Genomic DNA, 18,527 nt, shown 5'->3' with positions numbered 1-18,527 from the left:
GGTTCCGCGGCGGCGCTTTCCGTTCCAGGCTCCCGCCTCATGCAGGAGCCGACCGAAGCCGCCATCCTCGCCACGCTGCGCGCCTGGGTGGAAACCGAGAGCCCGACGCGCCACGCCGCCGGCGTGAACCGCGTGGCCGACCTGGCGGAAGGCCAGCTGCGCGCCATCGGCGCCGCCATCGAGCGCCGGCCGGGGCGCGACGGCATGGGTGACCTGCTGCTGGCCCGCCTCCCTGGCGAGCGCGACGGCCCCGGCCTGCTGCTCCTGGGCCACATGGACACGGTGCACCCGGTCGGCACCCTCGCCGGCCCCCTGCCCTTCCGCGTCGAGGATGGCCGCGCCTACGGCCCCGGCATCTACGACATGAAGGCCGGCAATGTCATGGCGCTGGCCGCGCTGGAGCACCTGCATGCCCGCGGCGAACGGCCGCTGCTGCCGGTGACGGTGATGCTGATCCCTGACGAGGAACTCGGCAGCCCCACCACCCGCGCCGCCATCGAGGCGGAGGCCCGCCGCCACGCCGCCGCCCTGGTCTTCGAACCCTCGGGCGAGGGCGGCAAGCTGACGGTCGCGCGCCACGGCATCGCGCGCTGGCGCCTGCGGGCGCGGGGCCGCAGCGCCCATGCCGGCGCCTACCACGCCGATGGCATCAGCGCCGTGCGGATCATGGCACAGGCGGTGCTGGCGCTGGAGGGACTGACCGACCACGCGCGCAACTTCTGCGTCAACATCGGCACCATCGCCGGCGGCACGCATGAGAACATGGTGCCCGCCGAATGCAGCGCCATCTGCTACGCCCTGGTGCCCACGGCGCGGGAGGCGCAGGAGCTGGAGCAGGCCGTCGCCGCCCTGCCGGTGGAGGCCGAGCCCGGGCTGGGTCGCCCGCCCTACGGCAAGACGCCCGCCATCCAGGCGATGTTCGACCACGCCGCGCACCTGGCCGCCGGCAGCGCCTTCCCGGTGGCGGGCGAGCGCGTGGCCGGCGGCGGCAGCGACGGCAACTTCACCGGCGCGCTGGGCGTGCCGACGCTGGACGGGCTGGGCGCCATCGGCGCGGGACCGCACACGCTGGAGGAGCACATCCTCACCGCCTGCCTGGTCCCGCGCACCCGGCTGATCGCCGGGCTGCTGCGGACGCTCAATCCGCCTTGATGCCCTTCTGCCGGATGATCGGCTCCCACTTCGCGATCTCGGCGTTCAGGAAGGCGGCGGCGCTTTCGGGCGTGCTGTCGCCCACCACCTGCATCGCCAGCTCGGTCAGGCGGGTGCGGACATTCTCCACCGCCAGCGCGCGGTTCACCGCGGCGTTCACCGCGCGCAGCGTCGCCGGCGGCGTGCCGGCGGGCGCCATCACCATGTGCCAGGTATAGGCCTCGAAGCCCGCCAGCCCCTGCTCGATGAAGGTGGGGATGTTGGGCGCGATGGCGCTGCGCTCCCGCGTGGCGATGGCGATGGCGCGCATCTCGCCGCGCTGGATGAAGGGCAGCGCGGAGGCCGCGACATCCACCATCAGCGGCACGCGCCCGGCCAGCACGTCCGGCATCGCCTGGGCCGAGCCGCGGAAGGCCACGTGGTTGGCCTGCAGGTTGCCAGCCTGGGAGAGGAACAGCTCCGTCGCCAGGTGCAGCGCGCCGCCATTGCCGCTGCTGGCGTAGTCCACCCGGCCCGGGTTGGCGCGCAGGTAGGCGATGACTTCCGGCAGGGTGCGCGCCGGGAAGCTGTTGTGCACCATCATCACCATGGGGATCTGCCCCACCAGCGCGACGGGCGCGAAGTCGCGCACCGGGTCGAAGGGCACGCGGTCGAATAGGGCGCGCACCACGGCGTGGCCGATGGTGGTGTAGAGCAGCGTCTGCCCGTCCTTCGCCGCCTTCGCCACCACGTCGGTGCCGATGACGATGCCCGAGCCGGTGCGGTTCTCCACGATCACGCGCTGCGGCAGGGCGCGGGACATCTCCTCCGTCACCACGCGCGCCGGCACGTCGGTGGGGCCGCCGGCGGCGAAGGGCACCACCATGCGCACCGGCTGGCTGGGCCACTCGGCCGACTGCGCGGCGGCGGCGAAGGGGAGCAGCCCCCCGAGGGCGAGGGCGTGACGACGATGCATGCGGGTCTCCAACGCGGTGATGTGTCACCGATGTAAGGAATTCACCCCGCGGTTTCGAGCCTCTTTCCGCTGGCGCCGTCGAAGACGTGCAGGGCGTCCGGCGCCACCACCAGGCCCAAGGCCCCCTCCGCGTGCAGCGTCCCGGGCAGGCGGGCGGTCAGCGGCGTGCCGTCCGGCAGGCGGGCGTGCAGCACCGCCTCGCTGCCCAGGGGCTCCACCAGTTCCACGCTCGCCTCCAGCCCGCCGGCGCCGGGGCGCAGGTGCTCCGGCCGGATGCCCAGCGTCACCCCCTGCCCGTCCGCGCCCACGCGCCCGCGCAGCGGCAGCGCCAGCCCGCCGGGGAGGTTGGCCATCAGCCCGCCATGGCTCAGCGTCGCCGGCAGGAAGTTCATGGAGGGACTGCCGATGAAGCCGGCCACGTAGGTGTCGGCCGGCCGCGCCCAGATCTCCATCGGCGAGGCGATCTGCGCCGCGTGCCCGCCATGCATCACCACCAGCCGGTCGCCCAGCGTCATCGCCTCCACCTGGTCATGCGTCACGAACAGGGAGGTGACGCCCAGCCGGCGCTGCAGGCGCTTGATCTCGGCGCGCATCACCACGCGCAGCTTGGCGTCCAGGTTGCTCAGCGGCTCGTCGAACAGGAACAGCTTGGGCTCGCGCACGATGGCGCGGCCCATCGCCACGCGCTGGCGCTGCCCGCCGGAAAGCTGGCGCGGCCGCCGGTCCAGCAGGGCGCCGATGCCCAGCAGCCCCGCCGCCTCCTTCACCCGGCGCTCGATCTCCGCCGCTGGCAGGCCGCGGATCTTCAGCCCGTAGGCCATGTTCCCGAACACGCTCATGTGCGGGTACAGCGCGTAGTTCTGGAACACCATCGCCACGTCGCGGTCGGCGGGCTCCAGCCCCGAGACGTCCTGCCCGCCGATGACGACCTGCCCGCTGGTCTGCACCTCCAGCCCCGCCACGATGCGCAGCAGGGTGGACTTGCCGCAGCCCGACGCGCCGACGATGACGATCATCTCGCCCTCCGCGACGTCGAGGGAGACGCCGTGCAGGACATGGGTGGGGCCGAAGGACTTGGTGACGTCGCGCAGCGAGAGCGTGGCCATCTACTTCTCGGTCTCCGTCAGGCCCTTCACGAACCAGCGCTGCATCAGCACCACCACCAGCACCGGCGGCAGCAGCGCCAGCACCGCGGTGGCCATGATGACGTTCCACTCGTTCTGGGTGTCGCCGCCGCCGATCATCTTGGTCAGCCCCACCACCACCGTCTCCAGGTCGCGGTCGCTGACGATCAGCAGCGGCCACAGGTACTGGTTCCAGCCGTAGATGAACAGGATGACGAACAGCGCGGCGATGTTGGTCACGCTCAGCGGCAGCACCACGTCCCGGAAGAAGCGCAGCGGGCCGGCGCCGTCGATCTTCGCCGCCTCCACGTACTCGTCGGGGATGGTGAGGAAGAACTGGCGGAACAGCAGCGTGGCGGTGGCCGAGGCAATCAGCGGCACCACGAGGCCCTGCATGGTGTTGATCATGTCCAGCGACACCATCACCTGGAAGGTGGGGATGATGCGCACCTCCACCGGCAGCATCAGCGTGATGAAGATCAGCCAGAAGCACAGCATCCGCCCCGGGAAGCGGAAGAACACCACCGCATAGGCCGAGGTGAGCGAGATGGCGATCTTGCCCAGCGCGATCAGCAGCGCCATCACCAGGGAGTTCAGCAGCATCACCCCGGCCGGCACGCCCATGTAGCGCCCGCCGCCCACCCCCCAGGCTTGGGCGTAGTTCGCCGCCGCCTCGCCACCCGGCAGCAGCGGCACGTCGCCGCGGCCGATGGTGTTCACGTCGTGGGTGGAGCCGATCAGCGTCAGGTAGATGGGGAAGGCGAAGACCAGCACCCCCAGGACCAGCCACAGGTGCGTCATCGCGCCGCCCAGCGCGTTGCGCCGCCGCGTCCGGGCCGCGAGGTCCATCAGTAGTGCACCTTGCGCTCGACGTAGCGGAACTGCACCACCGTCAGCGCGATCACCAGGATCATCAGGATGACGCTCTGCGCCGCGCTGCTGCCCAGGTTCAGGTTCATCACGCCGTCGGTGTAGACGCGGTAGATCAGCGTCTCGGTGCTCTTGCCCGGCCCGCCCTGCGTCAGCGAGTGGATGACGCCGAAGGTGTCGAAGAAGGCGTAGACCAGGTTCACCACCAGCAGGAAGAAGGCGGTCGGGCTCAGCAGCGGGAAGACCACGGTCCAGAACCGGCGCAGCGGCCGCGCGCCGTCGATGGCCGCCGCCTCCAGCACCGATTTCGGGATGGATTGCAGCCCGGCGAGGAAGAAGATGAAGTTGTAGGACACCTGCTTCCAGGCCGAGGCGAGGATGACCAGGATCATCGCCTGGGTGCCGTCCAGCTTGTAGTCCCAGGCGATGCCGATGGCGTTCAGCGCCTGGCCGAAGATGCCGATGTTCGGGTGGAACATGAACAGCCACAGCACGGCCGCCAGGGCCGGCGCCACCGCGTAGGGCCAGATCAGCAGCGTCTTGTAGGCGTTGGCGCCGCGGATGTGCTTGTCCGCCTGCACCGCCAGGAACAGCGCCGAGCCCAGCGCCAGCGCGGCCACGGCGGTGCTGAACACCGCGGTGCGCCCGGCGGCGTCCAGCCAGGTGGGGTCGCCCAGCACGTCGGCGAAGTTCTCCCACCCCACGAATTGCGTGGACAGGCCGAAGGCGTCCTCCCGCAGGAAGGACTGCCAGATGGCCTGCCCCGCCGGCCAGAAGAAGAACAGGCCGGTGATCACCAGCTGCGGCAGCAGCAGCAGGTACGGCAGGGCGACGCCCTTGAAGTGGACCTTCCGCAAGGGCGCGCGCCTTTCCTGCTCAGCCGCGGTTGGTGCGCTCGAAGTTGCGCAGCACGACGTTGCCGCGCTGCACGCTGTTGGCCAGCGCCTGCTCGGCGCCCTGCTGGCCTTGCAGCGCGCGCTCCATCTCCTCCTGCATGATGGTGCGGATCTCGACGAAGCCGCCCAGCCGGATGCCGCGGGACGCGCCGGTCATCTGCCCGCCGCCGCGCAGCAGCTGCTGGATCGGGATGTCGGCGCCAGGGTTCTGCTCGTAGAAGCCGGTCCCGCGCACCTGCTCGAAGGCGGTGCGCGTCACCGGCAGGAAGCCGGTGTCGGTGTGCCACTTCGCCGCCACCTCGGGCCGGGCGATGAAGGCGAAGAACTCGGCGATGCCGCGGTTCTCGGCCTCGCTGCGCGCGGCGTTCGGCCCGCGGTTCATCGCCCAGAAGGAGGCGCCGCCGATGATGGAGTTGATCGGCGCGCCGCCCACGTCGTCGTAGAAGGGCAGCATCGCCGCGCCCAGGTTGGCCACGCCGCCTGGCAGCTCGCGCACGAAGCGGGCGCGGGCGCCGCTGCTGGCGTGCACCATGCCGGCCTGCCCATTGGCGAACAGCGCGTCGCCCGCCGCGTCGCGCCCGCCCCAGCGGAAGCTGCCCTCGCGCCCCATCTCCAGCAGGGTGGCGAAGTGGCGCTGCATCAGCGGGTTGTTCAGGCGCAGCTCTGTGTTCAGGCCGCCGAAGCCGTTCTCCAGGCTGGCGATCTCCACGTTGTGGATGGCGCTCTGCTGCTCGATCTGCGTCCAGGTCGGCCAGGCGGTGGTGAAGGGGATCTCCACGCCCGCCGCGCGCAGGCGCTGCGCGGCCTGGCGCATCTCGGCCCAGTTGCGCGGCGCCTGGTCGGGGTTCAGCCCGGCGCGGCGGAAGGCATCCTTGTTGTAGAACATGATGGCCGTGCTGCTGTTGAACGGCATGGACATCATGCGCCCGTCGGCGAGGCTGTAGTAGCCGCGCACCGCCGGCAGGTAGTCGTCGAAGTTGATCTGTACGCCCGTCTCGCGCAGCAGCTCGTGCAGCGGCTTGATGGCGCGGCCGGCGGCCATCATCGTGCCGGTGCCCACCTCGAACATCTGCACGATGTGCGGCGCGGTGCCGGCGCGGAAGGCGGCGATGGCGGCCACCATCGTCTCCGGGTAGCCGCCGCGGAAGCTGCTGACCACGCGCACGCGGTTCTGCGACTCGTTGAACTGGCCGGCGATGGCCTCCAGCAGCCCGCCCAGCGGCTGGGCCAGCCCGTGCCAGAACTGGATCTCGGTGGGCCCGGACTGGGCCACGGACGGGGCGGCGATGGCGGTCCCGGCGGTGGCCAGGGCAAGGTCGCGGCGGCGCAGCATGAGGGCGTCTCCCTGAAGGTGAAGGCTGCGCGGCGTTAGCCCCGCGCGGTTGCCCGCATGTGACACAATCGCGTCGGTTCCGTGAAGGGGATTACGCCGCCGTCAGGCGCTGGTACAGTTCCGGGTCCGTCGCGCCCTCGGTGCCGAACAGCAGCACGCGGCTTTCCGGCCCCAGGCCCAGCGCCGCCGCCCAGTCCGGCCGCGCCTGCGCCGCCTCCAGCGCCAGAAGGGCGGCCACCGCGGATTCGCCCGCCTCCACCCCCTGCGCCTTCAGCCGCCGCATCGCCCCCGGCACGCCCGCATCCGGCACCGCCACGAAGGCGAAGGCGGCGCGCTCCAGCTCCTGCCAGGCCAGCAGCGACGGTTCGCCGCAGGCCAGCCCGGCCATCACCGTGTCCAGCTCGCCCGCCACCGCCGTCAGCGCGCCGGCGCGGGCCGAGGCCAGCAGGCAGGCGGCGCGGTCGGGCTCGGCCACCACCAGCCGGCAGCCGGGGGCGTCGCGGCGAAGCTGCACCGACACCGCCGCCGCCACCCCGCCGACGCCGCCGGGCACGAAGGCGTGGGTGGGCGGCTCGGGCATCTGCGCCAGCGCTTCCTCCGCCATCAGGCGGTAGCCCTGCATCACCTCGCGCGGCGGCTCGGTGTAGCCGGGGTAGGAGGTGTCGCTGATGACGTGCCAGCCCTCGGCCTCGGCCACGCGCTGCGCCTCGCGCACGCTGTCGTCGTAGGTGCCGCGCACCTCCCGCACCTCGGCCCCGTAGGCGGCGATGGCGTCGCGCCGCCCCTGGCTGACGCCGTGATGCACGAAGATGACGCAGCGCGCCCCGAAGCGCCGCGCCCCCCAGGCGACCGAGCGGCCGTGGTTGCCGTCGGTGGCGCAGGCCACGGTGATGCGCCCGGCGGCGGCGCCGTGCAGCCCCGCTTCCAGCGCGGCCCCGTCCACCACGCCCGGCACACCGGCGCGGGCCAGCTGCATCTGCAGGCAGCGCAGCACGGCGTAGGCGCCGCCAAGCGCCTTGAAGGACCGCAGCCCGAAGCGCGCCGATTCGTCCTTCCACCACACGCCCGGCGCCACCGCGCGCAGCGGCGTGGGGGCGTAGCCGGGCCAGGCGGTGATCTCGGCCCGGGCGCGGCGGAACCCGCCCTCGGGCAGCACCACCATGCCGGGCGCGCCGTGGCGCGGGTTCACGAACAGCTCTTCCATCGGCGCGACCTTGGCGGGGCCGCCCGGCCCCGGCAAGCTGCCCCGATGCGCGTCACCATCCTGGGCGGCGGGGGTTTCCTCGGCCGCAAGCTCGCCCGCCGCCTCGCCGCCGAGGGCGCCGCCACCCACCTGACCCTGGCCGACATGGCGGAGCCGCCGCCGCTGGACGCCCCCTTCCCCGTCACCTGCGTGGCGGCGGACGTCACCGACGCCGCCGCGCTGGAACGCGCCATCCCCGACGGCACCGACGTGGTGGTCCACCTGGCCGCCGTGGTCAGCGCCGCGGCCGAGGCCGACTACGACCTCGGGCTGGCGGTGAACCTGCGCGGCACCCTGGCCGTCATCGAGCGCTGCCGCGGGCTGGCCCGGCCGCCGCGGGTGGTGTTCACCTCCTCCGTCGCCTCCTTCGGCGGCGGGCAGGACGCCATGCTGCCGGACGACGCGCGGCAGCTTCCCGCCAACAGCTACGGCGCGCAGAAGGCCGCGGCGGAGCTGCTGCTGCAAGACGCCTCGCGCCGCGGCATGCTGGACGCCGTCTCCATCCGCCTGCCCACCGTCATCATCCGCCCCGGACGGCCCAACAAGGCCGCCTCCTCCTTCGTCTCCGCCATCCTGCGCGAGCCGCTGCTGGGGCTGGAAACGCCGCTGCCGGTGGCGGAGGAGTTCCGCGTGTGGGTCTGCTCGCCCCGCCTGGCGGTGGAATGGCTGCGCCACGCCATGACGATGGACACCGCACCGCTGGGCCTGGACCGCGGGGTGAACCCGCCCGGCCTGTGCGTCAGCGTGCGCGAGATGCTGGGGGTGCTGTCGCCCGCCCAGCGCGCCCTGGTGCGCCCGGCCCCCGACGCCGGGGTGCAGGCCATCGTCGGCGGCTGGCCGGCCGCCTTCGCGGCCACCCGCGCGCGGGCGCTGGGCTTCGCGCCGCAGCCCGGCATGGACGCCATCCTCGCCACCTTCCTGGAGGATGACCTGGCGGCCACCCGGGCCGAGCGCGGGCTATAGCAGGAAGCGGCCGCGCGCCTCCCCGGGGATGGGGGAGGACGCGCCGTCGCGCACGCAGACCAGCAGCGCCTTGGCCTCGAAGGCCAGCCCGCCCGCCCAGACCGCGTAGTCCTGGGTGTAGGAGGTGTTGCGCAGCCCGGTGGTGCGCAGCGCCAGCAGCACCTCATCCTGAAAGCGCAGCGCGCGCAGGTAGCGCACCTCCAGCTTCGCCACCACCGGGCCGGGCGCACCCTCGCCGAAGCCCTGGCCGACGCGCAGCCAGTGCTCCACCCGCAGGTCCTCGAACATCACCAGGTAGGCGGCGTGGTTCACGTGGCCGTGCATGTCGCACTCGGCCCAGCGGATGCGGTGGCGCCGCCAGATCTGCCACTCGCCCTCCACCCCGAATTCCGCCCGCAGCGCCGCGTCCATCCCCTGCCCCCTCGCCGTGCCGCGCCAGGGTGGCCGGGTCAGGGCGGGGCGTAAAGCGGCGCCAGGGACAGGCGCCGCATCGCGTTGCGCCCCAGCGCCTCCACCGCCCGGCGCTCGGAGGTTTCGGGGTGGATGGAGCACCAGGCGGCGCAGCAGCGGCTCCAGAACAGCGCCAGGTCGCACAGGCGGTCGCGCAGCCGGGCCTGATCCAGCGTCAGTCGCTCCAGCCGCTCCAGCGAGCCCGGCTGCTCCAGCGGGGCGCGGGCGGCGCGCAGCAGCGCCTCGGCGGTCAGGCGCGGCGTGGCGATCACGCCGCCCAGGTGGCGGATGGCCACGGCGATCAGGTCGCCGCTCCAGCCCGAATCGCGCACCAGCACGCGGGTGGTGGCGGCCACCATGCGCTCCATGCCGGCCCAGTCGGGCTGCACGGCGTGGGCGGCCAGCACCTCGGCATGGGCGCGGGCCAGGCGTTGCAGCGCGCGGGCCAGCCGCGCCACGCCGTCCAGGCCGAAGCCGCCCAGCGCCACGCAGCGCGCCGCCGCCATCTCGAACATCGCCTCGCCCGGCGGGGTGCGGCGCAGCGCGTCCAGGAAGGCCTCTCCGGCCTCCCCCGCCCCGCGTTCCAGCGCCGCCGCCAGGGCGGAGGTGGCGGCGTAGAGGTGGTGCTCCGCGGGCAGCAGCAGGGGCTGCCCGTGCAGCGGCGGCGGCACCTCGCCGCCGGGCGTCACCACCTCGGTGAAGCGCAGGGCGGCGGGCACCAGCCGCAGCAGCCGGAAATCGCGGGAGCCGGGAACGACGTCCAGCGCCGAATGCGCCGTCTCGATGTCCAGCACCAGGCGCAGCGATTCGCAGCGGCGCACGAAGACGATCTGCCCCGACGCCCCGCGCTCGAAGGCGAGGTCGGGGGTGGCGAGCCAGGGGGCGCGGAAGTCGAAGGCGGGCGGCGGCCAGGGCTCGTCCTCCCCCACGCCGGGGAAGCGCACCGGGTCGAAGCGCAGCGGGTCCGGCAGGATCATGCGCCCAGGGTGGCGGAGCCGGGTTAGGATTTCCTTGCGCGGCCGGCCACCACCGCGGCATCGCCGAAGCGGCCGCGCAGCGTCTCCATGGCGCGCCAACGGGCGGCGCGGCGCGGCGCCTCGGGGTCCGCCAGGTCGCCCGCATCGGCCCCGTCGGCCGCCGCCAGCGGCTGCGCGCCGATGCCGATGAGGCGGAAGGCGGTGCCGTCGGCCTCCTTCGCCAGCAGGGGGCGGGCGGCGGCGAACAGGGTTTCCGGCACCTGGGTCGGCGCGCCCAGCCGGGCGTTGCGGGTGCGCGTCTCGAAGCGCGCGGTCTTGAGCTTCAGCACCACCCCGCCGGCGGCGAAGCCCTGCGCGGCCAGCCGGCGGCCCAGCTTCTCGCACAGGCGCCACAGCGGCGACTCCAGCTCCGCCACGCCGCGCAGGTCGGCGTCGAAGGTGGTCTCGGCCGAGATGGACTTGGTTTCGCGCTCCGCCGTCACCGGCCGGTCGTCCTCGCCGCGGGCGCGCGCGGCCAGGGCCGGGCCGTCCTCGCCCAGCCGGGCCAGGGCGGCGCGGGCGTCGAGCGCGGCGAGCTGGCCCAGGCGGGTGATGCCCATGGCGTGCAGTCGCCTCTCCGCCGCCGGGCCGATGCCGGGCAGGGTGCCGACCGGCAGCGGCGCCAGGAAGGCCGCGGCCTCGTCGGCGCCGATGACGTGGAAGCCGCGCGGCTTGTCCTGCTCGGCGGCCAGCTTGGCCATCAGCCGGTTCGCCGCCAGCCCGATGCTGATGGTCACGCCCACCTCGCGCTCCACCTCCAGCGCGAGGCGCGCCAGCACGGCGGCGGGCGGCGCGCCGTGCAGCGCCTGCGTCCCGCGCAGGTCCAGCGCCGCCTCGTCGATGGAGAGCGGCTGCACCAGCGGCGTCAGCCGTTCCATCATGGCGCGGATGCGCCGGCCCTCCGCGCTGTACTTGCCGTGCTCGGGGCGGATGACCACCGCGTCGGGGCACATGGCCAGCGCCTTGAACATCGGCATGGCCGAGCGCACGCCGCGGGTGCGCGCCACGTAGCAGCAGGCCGCCACCACCCCGCGCGTGCCGCCGCCGACGATGACGGGCTTGGCCGCCAGTTCCGGCCGGTCGCGCTTCTCCACGCTGGCGAAGAAGGCGTCGCAATCCACGTGGGCGATGCCCAGGGTGAACAGCCCGGCGTGGCGCACCACGCGGCGGCTGCCGCAGGCGCGGCAGGCCGGGCCGTCACCCGGGTCGGTGGAGCAGCAGTCGCGGCACAGCGCAGGCAGGGCGGGTCCTCATCCGATCGGGCCGCCATCCTCGCGCGTCAGCACCACCACGGAAGGGCGCGGCGGCACGCCGTCCGTGAAGTCCGGCCAGCGGGTGGCGGGGGTGTCCCAGCTGGAACCCGCCACCTCGCCGGGGTGCTGGATGGCCAGGAAGATGGCCCGGTCGCCCTCCGCAATCCAGGGGCCGCAGACCTCGGCGCCGGCGGGGGCCTGGTAGAAGCAGCGGGTCAATGCGCGGCCCGGCCCGGCGGTGTCGGCGGCATACAGGCCATCGGCGATGCCGGCGGCGGTGTCGGCGCCGTCGGTGGCGATCCAGATGCGGCCCTTGCTGTCGAAGGCGCAATTGTCGGGGCAGGACAGCCAGCCGCTGTCGCTCACCGCGCGGTGGTACTCGGCCCCCGCGTCCATGCCGGGGCGGCCGGCGCGCAGGAAGATGGTCCAGCGCGCGGTGCCAACGCCGTGGTCGCCGCCCTCGGGGGTGATTTCCACCACGTGGCCGTGGCGGTTGGCCGGGCGCGGGTTGGCGGCGTTTACCTGCTGGGCGGTGCGGCGGTCGTTGTTGGTCAGCATCACGTAGGTGCGGCCATTGACCGGGTTGGTCTCGACGTCCTCCGGCCGGTCCATCGGGGTGGCGCCCAGCAGGTCGGCGGCGCGGCGGGCCTGGATGAGCACGTCGCCCTGGCCATGGAAGCCGTTGGCCTCAGTCAGCGGGCCCTGGCCATGCACCAGCGGCAGCCAGCGCATGGTGCCATCGGCCTCGAACCGCGCCACGCTCAGCGTGCCCTCGTCCAGCAGGTCGCGGCTGGCCGCCGGGTTGGCGGGGTCGTGGGCGCGGGCGGTGACGAAGCGGTAGACGTATTCGAACCGCTCGTCGTCGCCCATGTGGATCACCACGCGCCCGTCGCGGGCCAGGGAGAAGGTCGCGCCCTCGTGCTTGAAGCGGCCCAGGGCGGTGCGCTTCACCGGGGTGCTGGCGGGGTCGCGGATGTCCAGCTCCACCACCCAGCCGAAGCGGTTGGGCTCGTTGGGTTCCTGCGCCAGGCTGAAGCGCGGCACGTGGCGGTGCCAGCCGTTGGGCGGGTTGGGCCCGATGCCGTAGCGGCGGCGGTGCGCGGCCTGGCCGTCCTCCGGCGCCTCGCCGCCGAAGTAGAAGTTGATGTTCTCCTCGCAGGTCAGCACCGTGCCCCAGGGCGTCACGCCGCCGGCGCAGTTGTTCAGCATGCCCAGCACGCGGGTGCCCGCGGGGTCCGCGCCGGTGCGCATCCAGGGGTGGCCGGCGGCGGGGCCGCGGATCTCCATCGGCGTGTCCGCCGTGACGCGGCGGTTCAGCCGCGGGGCCTCGACGGGCTTCCAGCCCTCCGGTCCCTGCGCGATCTCCACCACGCTGCCGCCATGCGCCGCCATCTCCACCGCCACCTGGGCGGCGGTGACGCGCGCGCGGGCCTGGGCGCCAGAGCCCATGCCAGGGAACATCAGGTTGGTGTTGGTGTATTCGTGGTTGGCCCACAGCAGGCCGTGCCCGCCCACCGCCTCGCCGTGGCGCAGCGGCAGCAGGGCCAGGTAGTCGTTGTTGTAGCCGAACTGCATGGCCTGGGCCGCGGCGGTCACGTTGCGCGGGTCGAAGGGCGGCGCGCCGGGCAGCACCGGGTCGCCCCAGCGGATCACCACCTGGATGCGGTGGCCGGGCGCCACCGCGTCCTCCTGCGCCAGCTGGTGCGGCAGTTCCGCGAAGGTCAGGGATGACGGGCCGCCGCGCCGGGGCAGGCCCTGCGCCTGGGCCGCCATGGGGGCCGCCAGCGCCCCCAGCAGCGCGGCGCGGCGCGACAGCACCACGCCGAAGGGCACGCCCATGGGGCGCGCGATGCCGATGTCCTCGCTCTCGTCCATCCCGCCTTGTCCTCCCGCGCCGCTCACCGCGCCAGCGAAGCTTCCGTGACCAGCCACAGCCGCGCCGCCCCCAGCACGCCGGAGGAGTCGCCGTGCCGCGCCGGCACGATGCGCGTGTCCACCACGTCGCTGAACACATGCTGCGGCAGCAGGCGCGGCACGTCAGCATACAGGTGCGCCATGTTCGACAGCCCCCCGGCCAGCACGATCACCTCGGGGTCCAGGATGTTCACCACCATCGCCAGGGCGCGGGCCAGCCGGCCGGCGTGGCGCGCCAGGGCGGCGCGGGCGGCCGGGTCGGGGCGGCCGGCCAGGGCGGAGGCGTCGCGCGCGCCCGGCCCATCCGCATCCGCCGCCAGGGCGGGGCCGGACAGGAAGGTTTCCAGGCAGCCGCGCTGGCCGCACCAGCAGCGCGGACCGGGATGCTCCTCCGCCGTCATCCAGGGCAGCGGGGTGTGGCCCCATTCCCCGGCGATGCGGTTGCGCCCCTCCAGCAGCCGTCCGTCCACCACGATGCCGCCGCCCACGCCGGTGCCCAGGATGACGGCGAAGACACTCGCCGCCCCCTGCCCGGCGCCGTCGGCCGCCTCGCTCAGCGCGAGGCAATTGGCGTCGTTGGAGACGCGCACCGGCCGGGCCAGCGCGGCCTCCAGCTCCGCCCGCAGGTCGCCGCCGTTGAGGAAGGTGCTGTTGGCGCCGCGCACCCGGCCATCCCGGGGCGAGAGGCTGCCGGGGATGCCCACCCCCACCGTGGCGCGGGTGCCCAGCTCGGCCTCCGCCCCCTCCACCAGGGCGCGGATGGCGCGCACCACGCCCTCCTGGCTGCCCGGGGTGGGCACGCGGCGGCGCAGGCGCTGCACCCCGTCGGCGTCCAGCGCCACCACCTCCGTCTTGGTGCCGCCCAGGTCCACGCCGATCCGCATGGCGGGCAGGGTGCGGCGGCGCGGCCCTTGCCGTCCAGCCCCGCGCGGTGGTGCAATGCCCCGCATGGAGGAAACCACCACCCTGGACGTGCGCGGCCTGTCCTGCCCGCTGCCCGTGCTGAAGGCCAACAAGGCGCTGCGCGGCATGGCGCCCGGCGCCGCCCTGGTGGTGCTGGCCACCGACCCGGCGGCCGTGACCGACTTCCACGCCTTCGCGGCCGAGACGGGGCACGAGCTCCTGGCCTGGGGCGAGGATGACGGCGCCCTGCGCTTCGTGCTGCGCCGCAAGGAGGGCTGAGGGTGGACGTCCTGTTCCTCACCCACCGCGACTGCGCCCTGCACGACATGGGCGAGGGCCACCCGGAATCGCCCGACCGGCTGCGCGCCATCTGGCGGGCGCTGGACCGCGAGGAATTCGCCGCCCTGCACCGCGACACCCCCGGCGAGGCGACCCGCGAGCAGCTGGAGCGCGTCCACCCGCCCGACTACGTGGAGGCCATCCTGCGCATCCGCCCCCCCGAGGGCGAGATGGTGCCGCTGGACGGCGACACGCTGATGAACGCCCATTCCGCCCGCGCCGCCCTGCTGGCGGCCGGCGCGGCGGTGCAGGCGGTGGACGAGGTGTGCGCCGGGCGGGTGCGCCGCGCCTTCTGCGCCACCCGCCCGCCCGGCCACCACGCCGAGCGCCGCCGGCCCATGGGCTTCTGCCTGTTCGCCAACGCCGTGGTCGCCGCCCGCCACGCCCAGGCGGCGCACGGGGTGGAGCGCGTGGCCATCTGCGACTTCGACGTCCACCACGGCAACGGCTCGCAGGACGTGGTGCAGGACGACCCGTCCATCCTGTTCCTGTCCTCGCACCAGATGCCGCTCTACCCCGGCACCGGCGCGGCGGAGGAGACGGGCTGCGGCAACGTGGTCAACGCCCCGCTGCGCCCGGGCGCCGACGGCGCCGCCTTCCGCGCCGCCTGGGAGAACACGCTGCTGCCCGCCCTGCGCGCCTTCGCGCCGGGCCTGGTGGTGATCTCCGCCGGCTTCGACGCCCACGCCCGCGACCCCCTGGCCCAGCTGCGGCTGACGGAGGCGGACTTCGCCTGGGTGACGGAGGCGCTGTGCGCCGCGGCCGATGACGGCTGCGGCGGGCGCGTGGTCAGCCTGCTGGAAGGCGGCTACGACCTGCACGCCCTGGCGGCCAGCGCGGCGGCGCATGTCCGCGCCCTGCTGCGCGCCTGACGGGCCGGGCGGTCTTGACGGCGGGGCCGGGTTTGGGTTTCCCCTGCGTTCCTCTATGTTGCGCCCCATGCGGAGACGGTCATGACGGATACGGCGGGGGTCGCTTCCCTGTCCTTCGAGGAAGCGCTGGCGCAGCTCGAGGGCATCGTGCGGTCCTTGGAGGGCGGGCGCTCGACGCTGGCCGAGGCCATCGGCGAGTATGAGCGCGGCGTGGCGCTGCGCCGCCATTGCGAGGCCAAGCTGGCCGAGGCCGAGGCCAAGGTGCAGGCCGTGGTCGAGGGCCGCGCCGGCCCCACCCTGCGCGACGTGGAGTAGGCCCCGCCCATGGAACTGGTGACGACCGGCCTGGCCGAAGCGATGGCCGCGGCCGCGCGCGAGGTGGACGACGCGCTGGACCGCCTGCTGCCGGCGGAGGAGGGCGACGAGGCCCGCCTGTTCGCCGCCATGCGCTACTCCACGATCGGCGGCGGCAAGCGGCTGCGCGGCTTCCTGGTGCTGGAAGGCGCCCGCCAGTTCAATGTGTCGCGCGAGGCGGCGCTGCGCGTGGCCTGCGCGGTGGAGATGGTGCACGCCTACTCCCTCATCCACGACGACCTGCCGGCGATGGACGACGACGACCTGCGCCGCGGCAAGCCCACCTGCCACCGCGCCTTCGACGAGGCCACCGCCATCCTGGCCGGCGACGCCCTGCAGACCCAGGCCTTCTGGGTGCTGGCCGGCGAGGACACCCACCCCGACCCGGCGGTGCGCGTGGAGCTGGTGCGCCTGCTGGCCCGCGCCGCCGGCGCCCGCGGCATGGTGGCCGGCCAGGCGCTGGACATGGCGGCCGAGACCGCCGCCACCCCGCTGGGCGAGGCGCAGGTCGGCCGGCTGCAGCTGCTCAAAACCGGCAAGCTGATCGAGTTCCCGGCGGAGGCCGGCGCCGTGCTGGGCAAGGCCGCCCCGGCGCTGCGCCACGCCCTGGCCGCCTACGGGCGGGAATTGGGCGCCGCCTTCCAGATCGCCGACGACCTGCTGGATGCCACCGCCAGCGCCGAGGACATGGGCAAGGCCACCGGCAAGGACGCCGGCGCCGGCAAGGCCACCCTGGTTTCCCTGCTGGGGGTGGAGCGCGCGCGGCTGCAGGCCGAGCGCCTGGTGGCGCAGGCCCAGCGCCACCTGGACCCTTTCGACGACCGCGCCGACCTGCTGCGCCAGCTCGCGACCTTCGTGGTCGAGCGGAGGACCTGAATGCAAGACCGTCCGAACACGCCGATGCTAGACCGCGTCCGCATCCCCGCGGACATGAAGAACCTGTCCACCGACCAGCTGAAGCAGCTGGCGGACGAGCTGCGGGCCGAGACCATCTCCGCCGTCTCCTCCACCGGCGGGCACCTCGGCTCCTCGCTGGGCGTGGTGGAGCTGACGGTGGCGGTGCACGCGGTGTTCGACACCCCGCATGACCGCCTGATCTGGGACGTCGGCCACCAGGCCTACCCGCACAAGATCCTCACCGGCCGGCGGGACCGCATCCGGACGCTGCGCCAGGGCGGCGGGCTGTCCGGCTTCACCCGGCGCAGCGAGAGCGAGTACGACCCCTTCGGCGCCGCCCACTCCTCCACCTCCATCTCCGCCGGGCTGGGCATGGCGGTGGGACGCGACCTGCAGGGGCGCGGCAACCACGTGGTGGCGGTGATCGGCGACGGCTCGATGTCCGCCGGCATGGCCTACGAGGCGATGAACAACGCCGGCGCGCTGAAGTCCAACCTCATCGTCATCCTCAACGACAACGACATGTCCATCGCCCCGCCGGTGGGCGCCATGTCGGCCTACCTGTCGCGCACCATCTCCTCGCGCCCCGTGCTGGGCGTGCGGGAGTTCATGGCCAAGATGGCCAAGGCCTTCCCCGCCCCCATCAAGCGCGCCGCCGAGCGCGCGGAGGAATACGCCCGCGGCATGCTGATGGGCGGCACCCTGTTCGAGGAGCTGGGCTTCTTCTACGTGGGCCCGGTGGACGGCCACAACCTGGACCACCTGCTGCCCGTGCTGCGCAACCTGCGCGATTCCGGCCACCAGGGCCCCTTCCTGCTGCATGCCGTGACGCAGAAGGGCAAGGGCTACGCGCCCGCCGAGGCGTCGGGCGACAAGTATCACGGCGTGGTGAAGTTCAACGTCGTCACCGGCGAGCAGGTGAAGGCGCCGCCCGGCCCGCCCTCCTACACCAAGGTCTTCGCCCAGGCCCTGATGGCCGAGGCCGAGGCCGACGAGCGCGTGGTGGCCATCAACGCCGCCATGCCCTCGGGCACAGGGCTCGACCTCTTCGCCAAGCGGTTCCCCAAGCGCTGCTTCGACGTGGGCATCGCCGAGCAGCACGCCGTCACCTTCGCCGCCGGCCTCGCTACCGAAGGGCTCAAGCCGTTCTGCGCCATTTATTCCACCTTCCTGCAGCGCGGTTACGACCAGGTGGTGCACGACGTGGCGCTGCAAGGGCTGCCGGTGCGCTTCGGCATGGACCGCGCCGGGCTGGTGGGCGCCGACGGCGCCACCCATGCGGGCTCCTTCGACATCGCCTACCTGGGCTGCCTGCCCGGCTTCACCCTGATGGCCGCCGCCGACGAGGTGGAGCTGGCGCACATGGTCGCCACCATGGCCGCCTTCGACGCCGGCCCTTCCGCCGTGCGCTACCCGCGCGGCGAGGGCTTCGGGCTGGAGCAGGTGCCGGCGCGCGGCAGCATGCTGGAGATCGGCCGCGGGCGCGTGCTGCGCGAGGGCACCTCGGTCGCCATCCTCTCCTACGGGGCGCGCTTGCAGGAATGCCTGAAGGCGGCGGACGAGCTGGCGACCTACGGCCTGTCCACCACCGTCGCCGACGCCCGCTTCGCCAAGCCGCTGGACGTGACGCTGGTGGAGCGGCTGGCGCGCGAGCACGAGGTGCTGATCACCATCGAGGAGGGCTCGATGCTCGGCTTCGGTGGCATCGTGATGCACCACCTGGCCACCCACGGCCTGCTGGACCGCGGGCTGAAGCTGCGGCCCATGTGCCTGCCTGACGCCTGGCTGGACCACGACGCGCCGCGCAAGCAGTACGACCTGGCCGGGCTGAACGCGCCGCAGATCGCGCGGACCGCCCTGGCCGCGCTGGGCCGCGAGGCGCTGGCCGCGCGCGCCTGATGCGAGGGGCGCCGCCCCTCGCGCTCCCCGCCGAGGGGCACGCCCCTCGGAACCCCAGCAATGGCTTCGCGCGGAGGGGGCACGCCCCCTCCGC

General features: G+C 73.9%; 18 protein-coding genes. 7 read left to right on the top strand and 11 right to left on the bottom strand.

Annotated elements, in window-relative coordinates; translation table 11 throughout:
• Positions 1–39 precede the first annotated feature (39 nt).
• Positions 40–1,152 (top strand): M20 family metallopeptidase, encoded by a 1,113-nt coding sequence (locus ACI6QG_RS02600; protein ID WP_407022994.1) that lies wholly within the window; start codon positions 40–42, stop codon positions 1,150–1,152.
• Here the strand turns inward: ACI6QG_RS02600 and ACI6QG_RS02595 are convergent.
• From ACI6QG_RS02595 to ACI6QG_RS02570, 6 genes are all read right to left on the bottom strand, one after another.
• Entirely contained in the window at positions 1,139–2,107 is a 969-nt protein-coding gene (locus ACI6QG_RS02595) for a Bug family tripartite tricarboxylate transporter substrate binding protein (protein WP_407022993.1), read from the bottom strand. The genes ACI6QG_RS02600 and ACI6QG_RS02595 overlap by 14 nt on opposite strands.
• 41 nt (positions 2,108–2,148) lie before the next feature.
• Positions 2,149–3,213 carry an ABC transporter ATP-binding protein gene (locus ACI6QG_RS02590; RefSeq protein ID WP_407022992.1) on the bottom strand — a complete coding sequence of 355 codons (1,065 nt, stop codon included), beginning with the start codon at positions 3,211–3,213 and terminating at the stop codon, positions 2,149–2,151.
• The gene (ugpE, locus tag ACI6QG_RS02585; RefSeq protein WP_407022991.1) at positions 3,214–4,080 is read right to left on the bottom strand and encodes a sn-glycerol-3-phosphate ABC transporter permease UgpE; all 867 of its coding nucleotides are present in this window, start codon (positions 4,078–4,080) and stop codon (positions 3,214–3,216) included.
• Positions 4,080–4,958: a sn-glycerol-3-phosphate ABC transporter permease UgpA gene (gene ugpA, locus ACI6QG_RS02580; protein ID WP_407022990.1), complete on the bottom strand. Its 879-nt coding sequence runs from the start codon at positions 4,956–4,958 to the stop codon at positions 4,080–4,082. Before ugpA ends, ugpE begins: the two co-directional genes overlap by 1 nt.
• A gap of 19 nt (positions 4,959–4,977) precedes the next feature.
• On the bottom strand, positions 4,978–6,330 hold the full coding sequence (gene ugpB / locus ACI6QG_RS02575; protein WP_407022989.1) for a sn-glycerol-3-phosphate ABC transporter substrate-binding protein UgpB: 1,353 nt from the start codon (positions 6,328–6,330) through the stop codon (positions 4,978–4,980).
• Between the two features lie 91 nt (positions 6,331–6,421).
• Positions 6,422–7,534 (bottom strand): diaminopropionate ammonia-lyase, encoded by a 1,113-nt coding sequence (locus ACI6QG_RS02570; RefSeq protein ID WP_407022988.1) that lies wholly within the window; start codon positions 7,532–7,534, stop codon positions 6,422–6,424.
• Between the two features lie 45 nt (positions 7,535–7,579).
• On the opposite strand from ACI6QG_RS02570, the gene ACI6QG_RS02565 reads away from it, so the two are divergent.
• Positions 7,580–8,536, top strand: a complete 957-nt coding sequence (locus ACI6QG_RS02565) for an NAD-dependent epimerase/dehydratase family protein (protein ID WP_407022987.1) — start codon at positions 7,580–7,582, stop codon at positions 8,534–8,536.
• On the opposite strand, the gene ACI6QG_RS02560 is transcribed toward ACI6QG_RS02565, so the two are convergent.
• The 5 genes from ACI6QG_RS02560 to ACI6QG_RS02540 are packed head-to-tail and all read right to left on the bottom strand — an operon-like array spanning position 8,531 to position 14,053.
• Positions 8,531–8,947, bottom strand: coding sequence for an acyl-CoA thioesterase (locus tag ACI6QG_RS02560; protein WP_407022986.1), 417 nt, complete (start codon positions 8,945–8,947; stop codon positions 8,531–8,533). The two genes, ACI6QG_RS02565 and ACI6QG_RS02560, sit on opposite strands and share 6 nt — an antisense overlap.
• 38 nt (positions 8,948–8,985) lie before the next feature.
• On the bottom strand, positions 8,986–9,963 hold the full coding sequence (locus ACI6QG_RS02555; protein ID WP_407022985.1) for a hypothetical protein: 978 nt from the start codon (positions 9,961–9,963) through the stop codon (positions 8,986–8,988).
• Positions 9,964–9,986: 23 nt separating this feature from the next.
• Positions 9,987–11,234 carry a DNA polymerase IV gene (locus tag ACI6QG_RS02550; RefSeq protein WP_491630713.1) on the bottom strand — a complete coding sequence of 416 codons (1,248 nt, stop codon included), beginning with the start codon at positions 11,232–11,234 and terminating at the stop codon, positions 9,987–9,989.
• 18 nt (positions 11,235–11,252) lie between these two features.
• Positions 11,253–13,130: a PhoX family protein gene (locus ACI6QG_RS02545; RefSeq protein ID WP_407022984.1), complete on the bottom strand. Its 1,878-nt coding sequence runs from the start codon at positions 13,128–13,130 to the stop codon at positions 11,253–11,255.
• A gap of 23 nt (positions 13,131–13,153) precedes the next feature.
• Positions 13,154–14,053, bottom strand: a complete 900-nt coding sequence (locus ACI6QG_RS02540; RefSeq protein ID WP_407022983.1) for an ROK family protein — start codon at positions 14,051–14,053, stop codon at positions 13,154–13,156.
• A gap of 64 nt (positions 14,054–14,117) precedes the next feature.
• On the opposite strand from ACI6QG_RS02540, the gene ACI6QG_RS02535 reads away from it, so the two are divergent.
• The 5 genes from ACI6QG_RS02535 to dxs all read left to right on the top strand — a co-directional run bounded on the left by ACI6QG_RS02535 (position 14,118) and on the right by dxs (position 18,433).
• A complete protein-coding gene (locus ACI6QG_RS02535; RefSeq protein ID WP_407022982.1) occupies positions 14,118–14,351 on the top strand; it encodes a sulfurtransferase TusA family protein in 234 nt (77 codons plus the stop codon).
• Positions 14,352–14,353: 2 nt separating this feature from the next.
• Positions 14,354–15,283 carry a histone deacetylase family protein gene (locus ACI6QG_RS02530; protein ID WP_407022981.1) on the top strand — a complete coding sequence of 310 codons (930 nt, stop codon included), beginning with the start codon at positions 14,354–14,356 and terminating at the stop codon, positions 15,281–15,283.
• Between the two features lie 81 nt (positions 15,284–15,364).
• Entirely contained in the window at positions 15,365–15,598 is a 234-nt protein-coding gene (gene xseB / locus ACI6QG_RS02525) for an exodeoxyribonuclease VII small subunit (RefSeq protein WP_407022980.1), read from the top strand.
• Between the two features lie 9 nt (positions 15,599–15,607).
• Positions 15,608–16,513 carry a polyprenyl synthetase family protein gene (locus ACI6QG_RS02520; RefSeq protein ID WP_407022979.1) on the top strand — a complete coding sequence of 302 codons (906 nt, stop codon included), beginning with the start codon at positions 15,608–15,610 and terminating at the stop codon, positions 16,511–16,513.
• A complete protein-coding gene (gene dxs, locus ACI6QG_RS02515; RefSeq protein ID WP_407022978.1) occupies positions 16,514–18,433 on the top strand; it encodes a 1-deoxy-D-xylulose-5-phosphate synthase in 1,920 nt (639 codons plus the stop codon).
• Positions 18,434–18,527 lie beyond the last annotated feature (94 nt).

This window comes from Sabulicella flocculans (assembly GCF_045449635.1).
Classification (GTDB): Bacteria; Pseudomonadota; Alphaproteobacteria; order Acetobacterales; family Acetobacteraceae; genus Roseococcus.
This window is presented reverse-complemented; position numbering and strand designations above follow the sequence as displayed.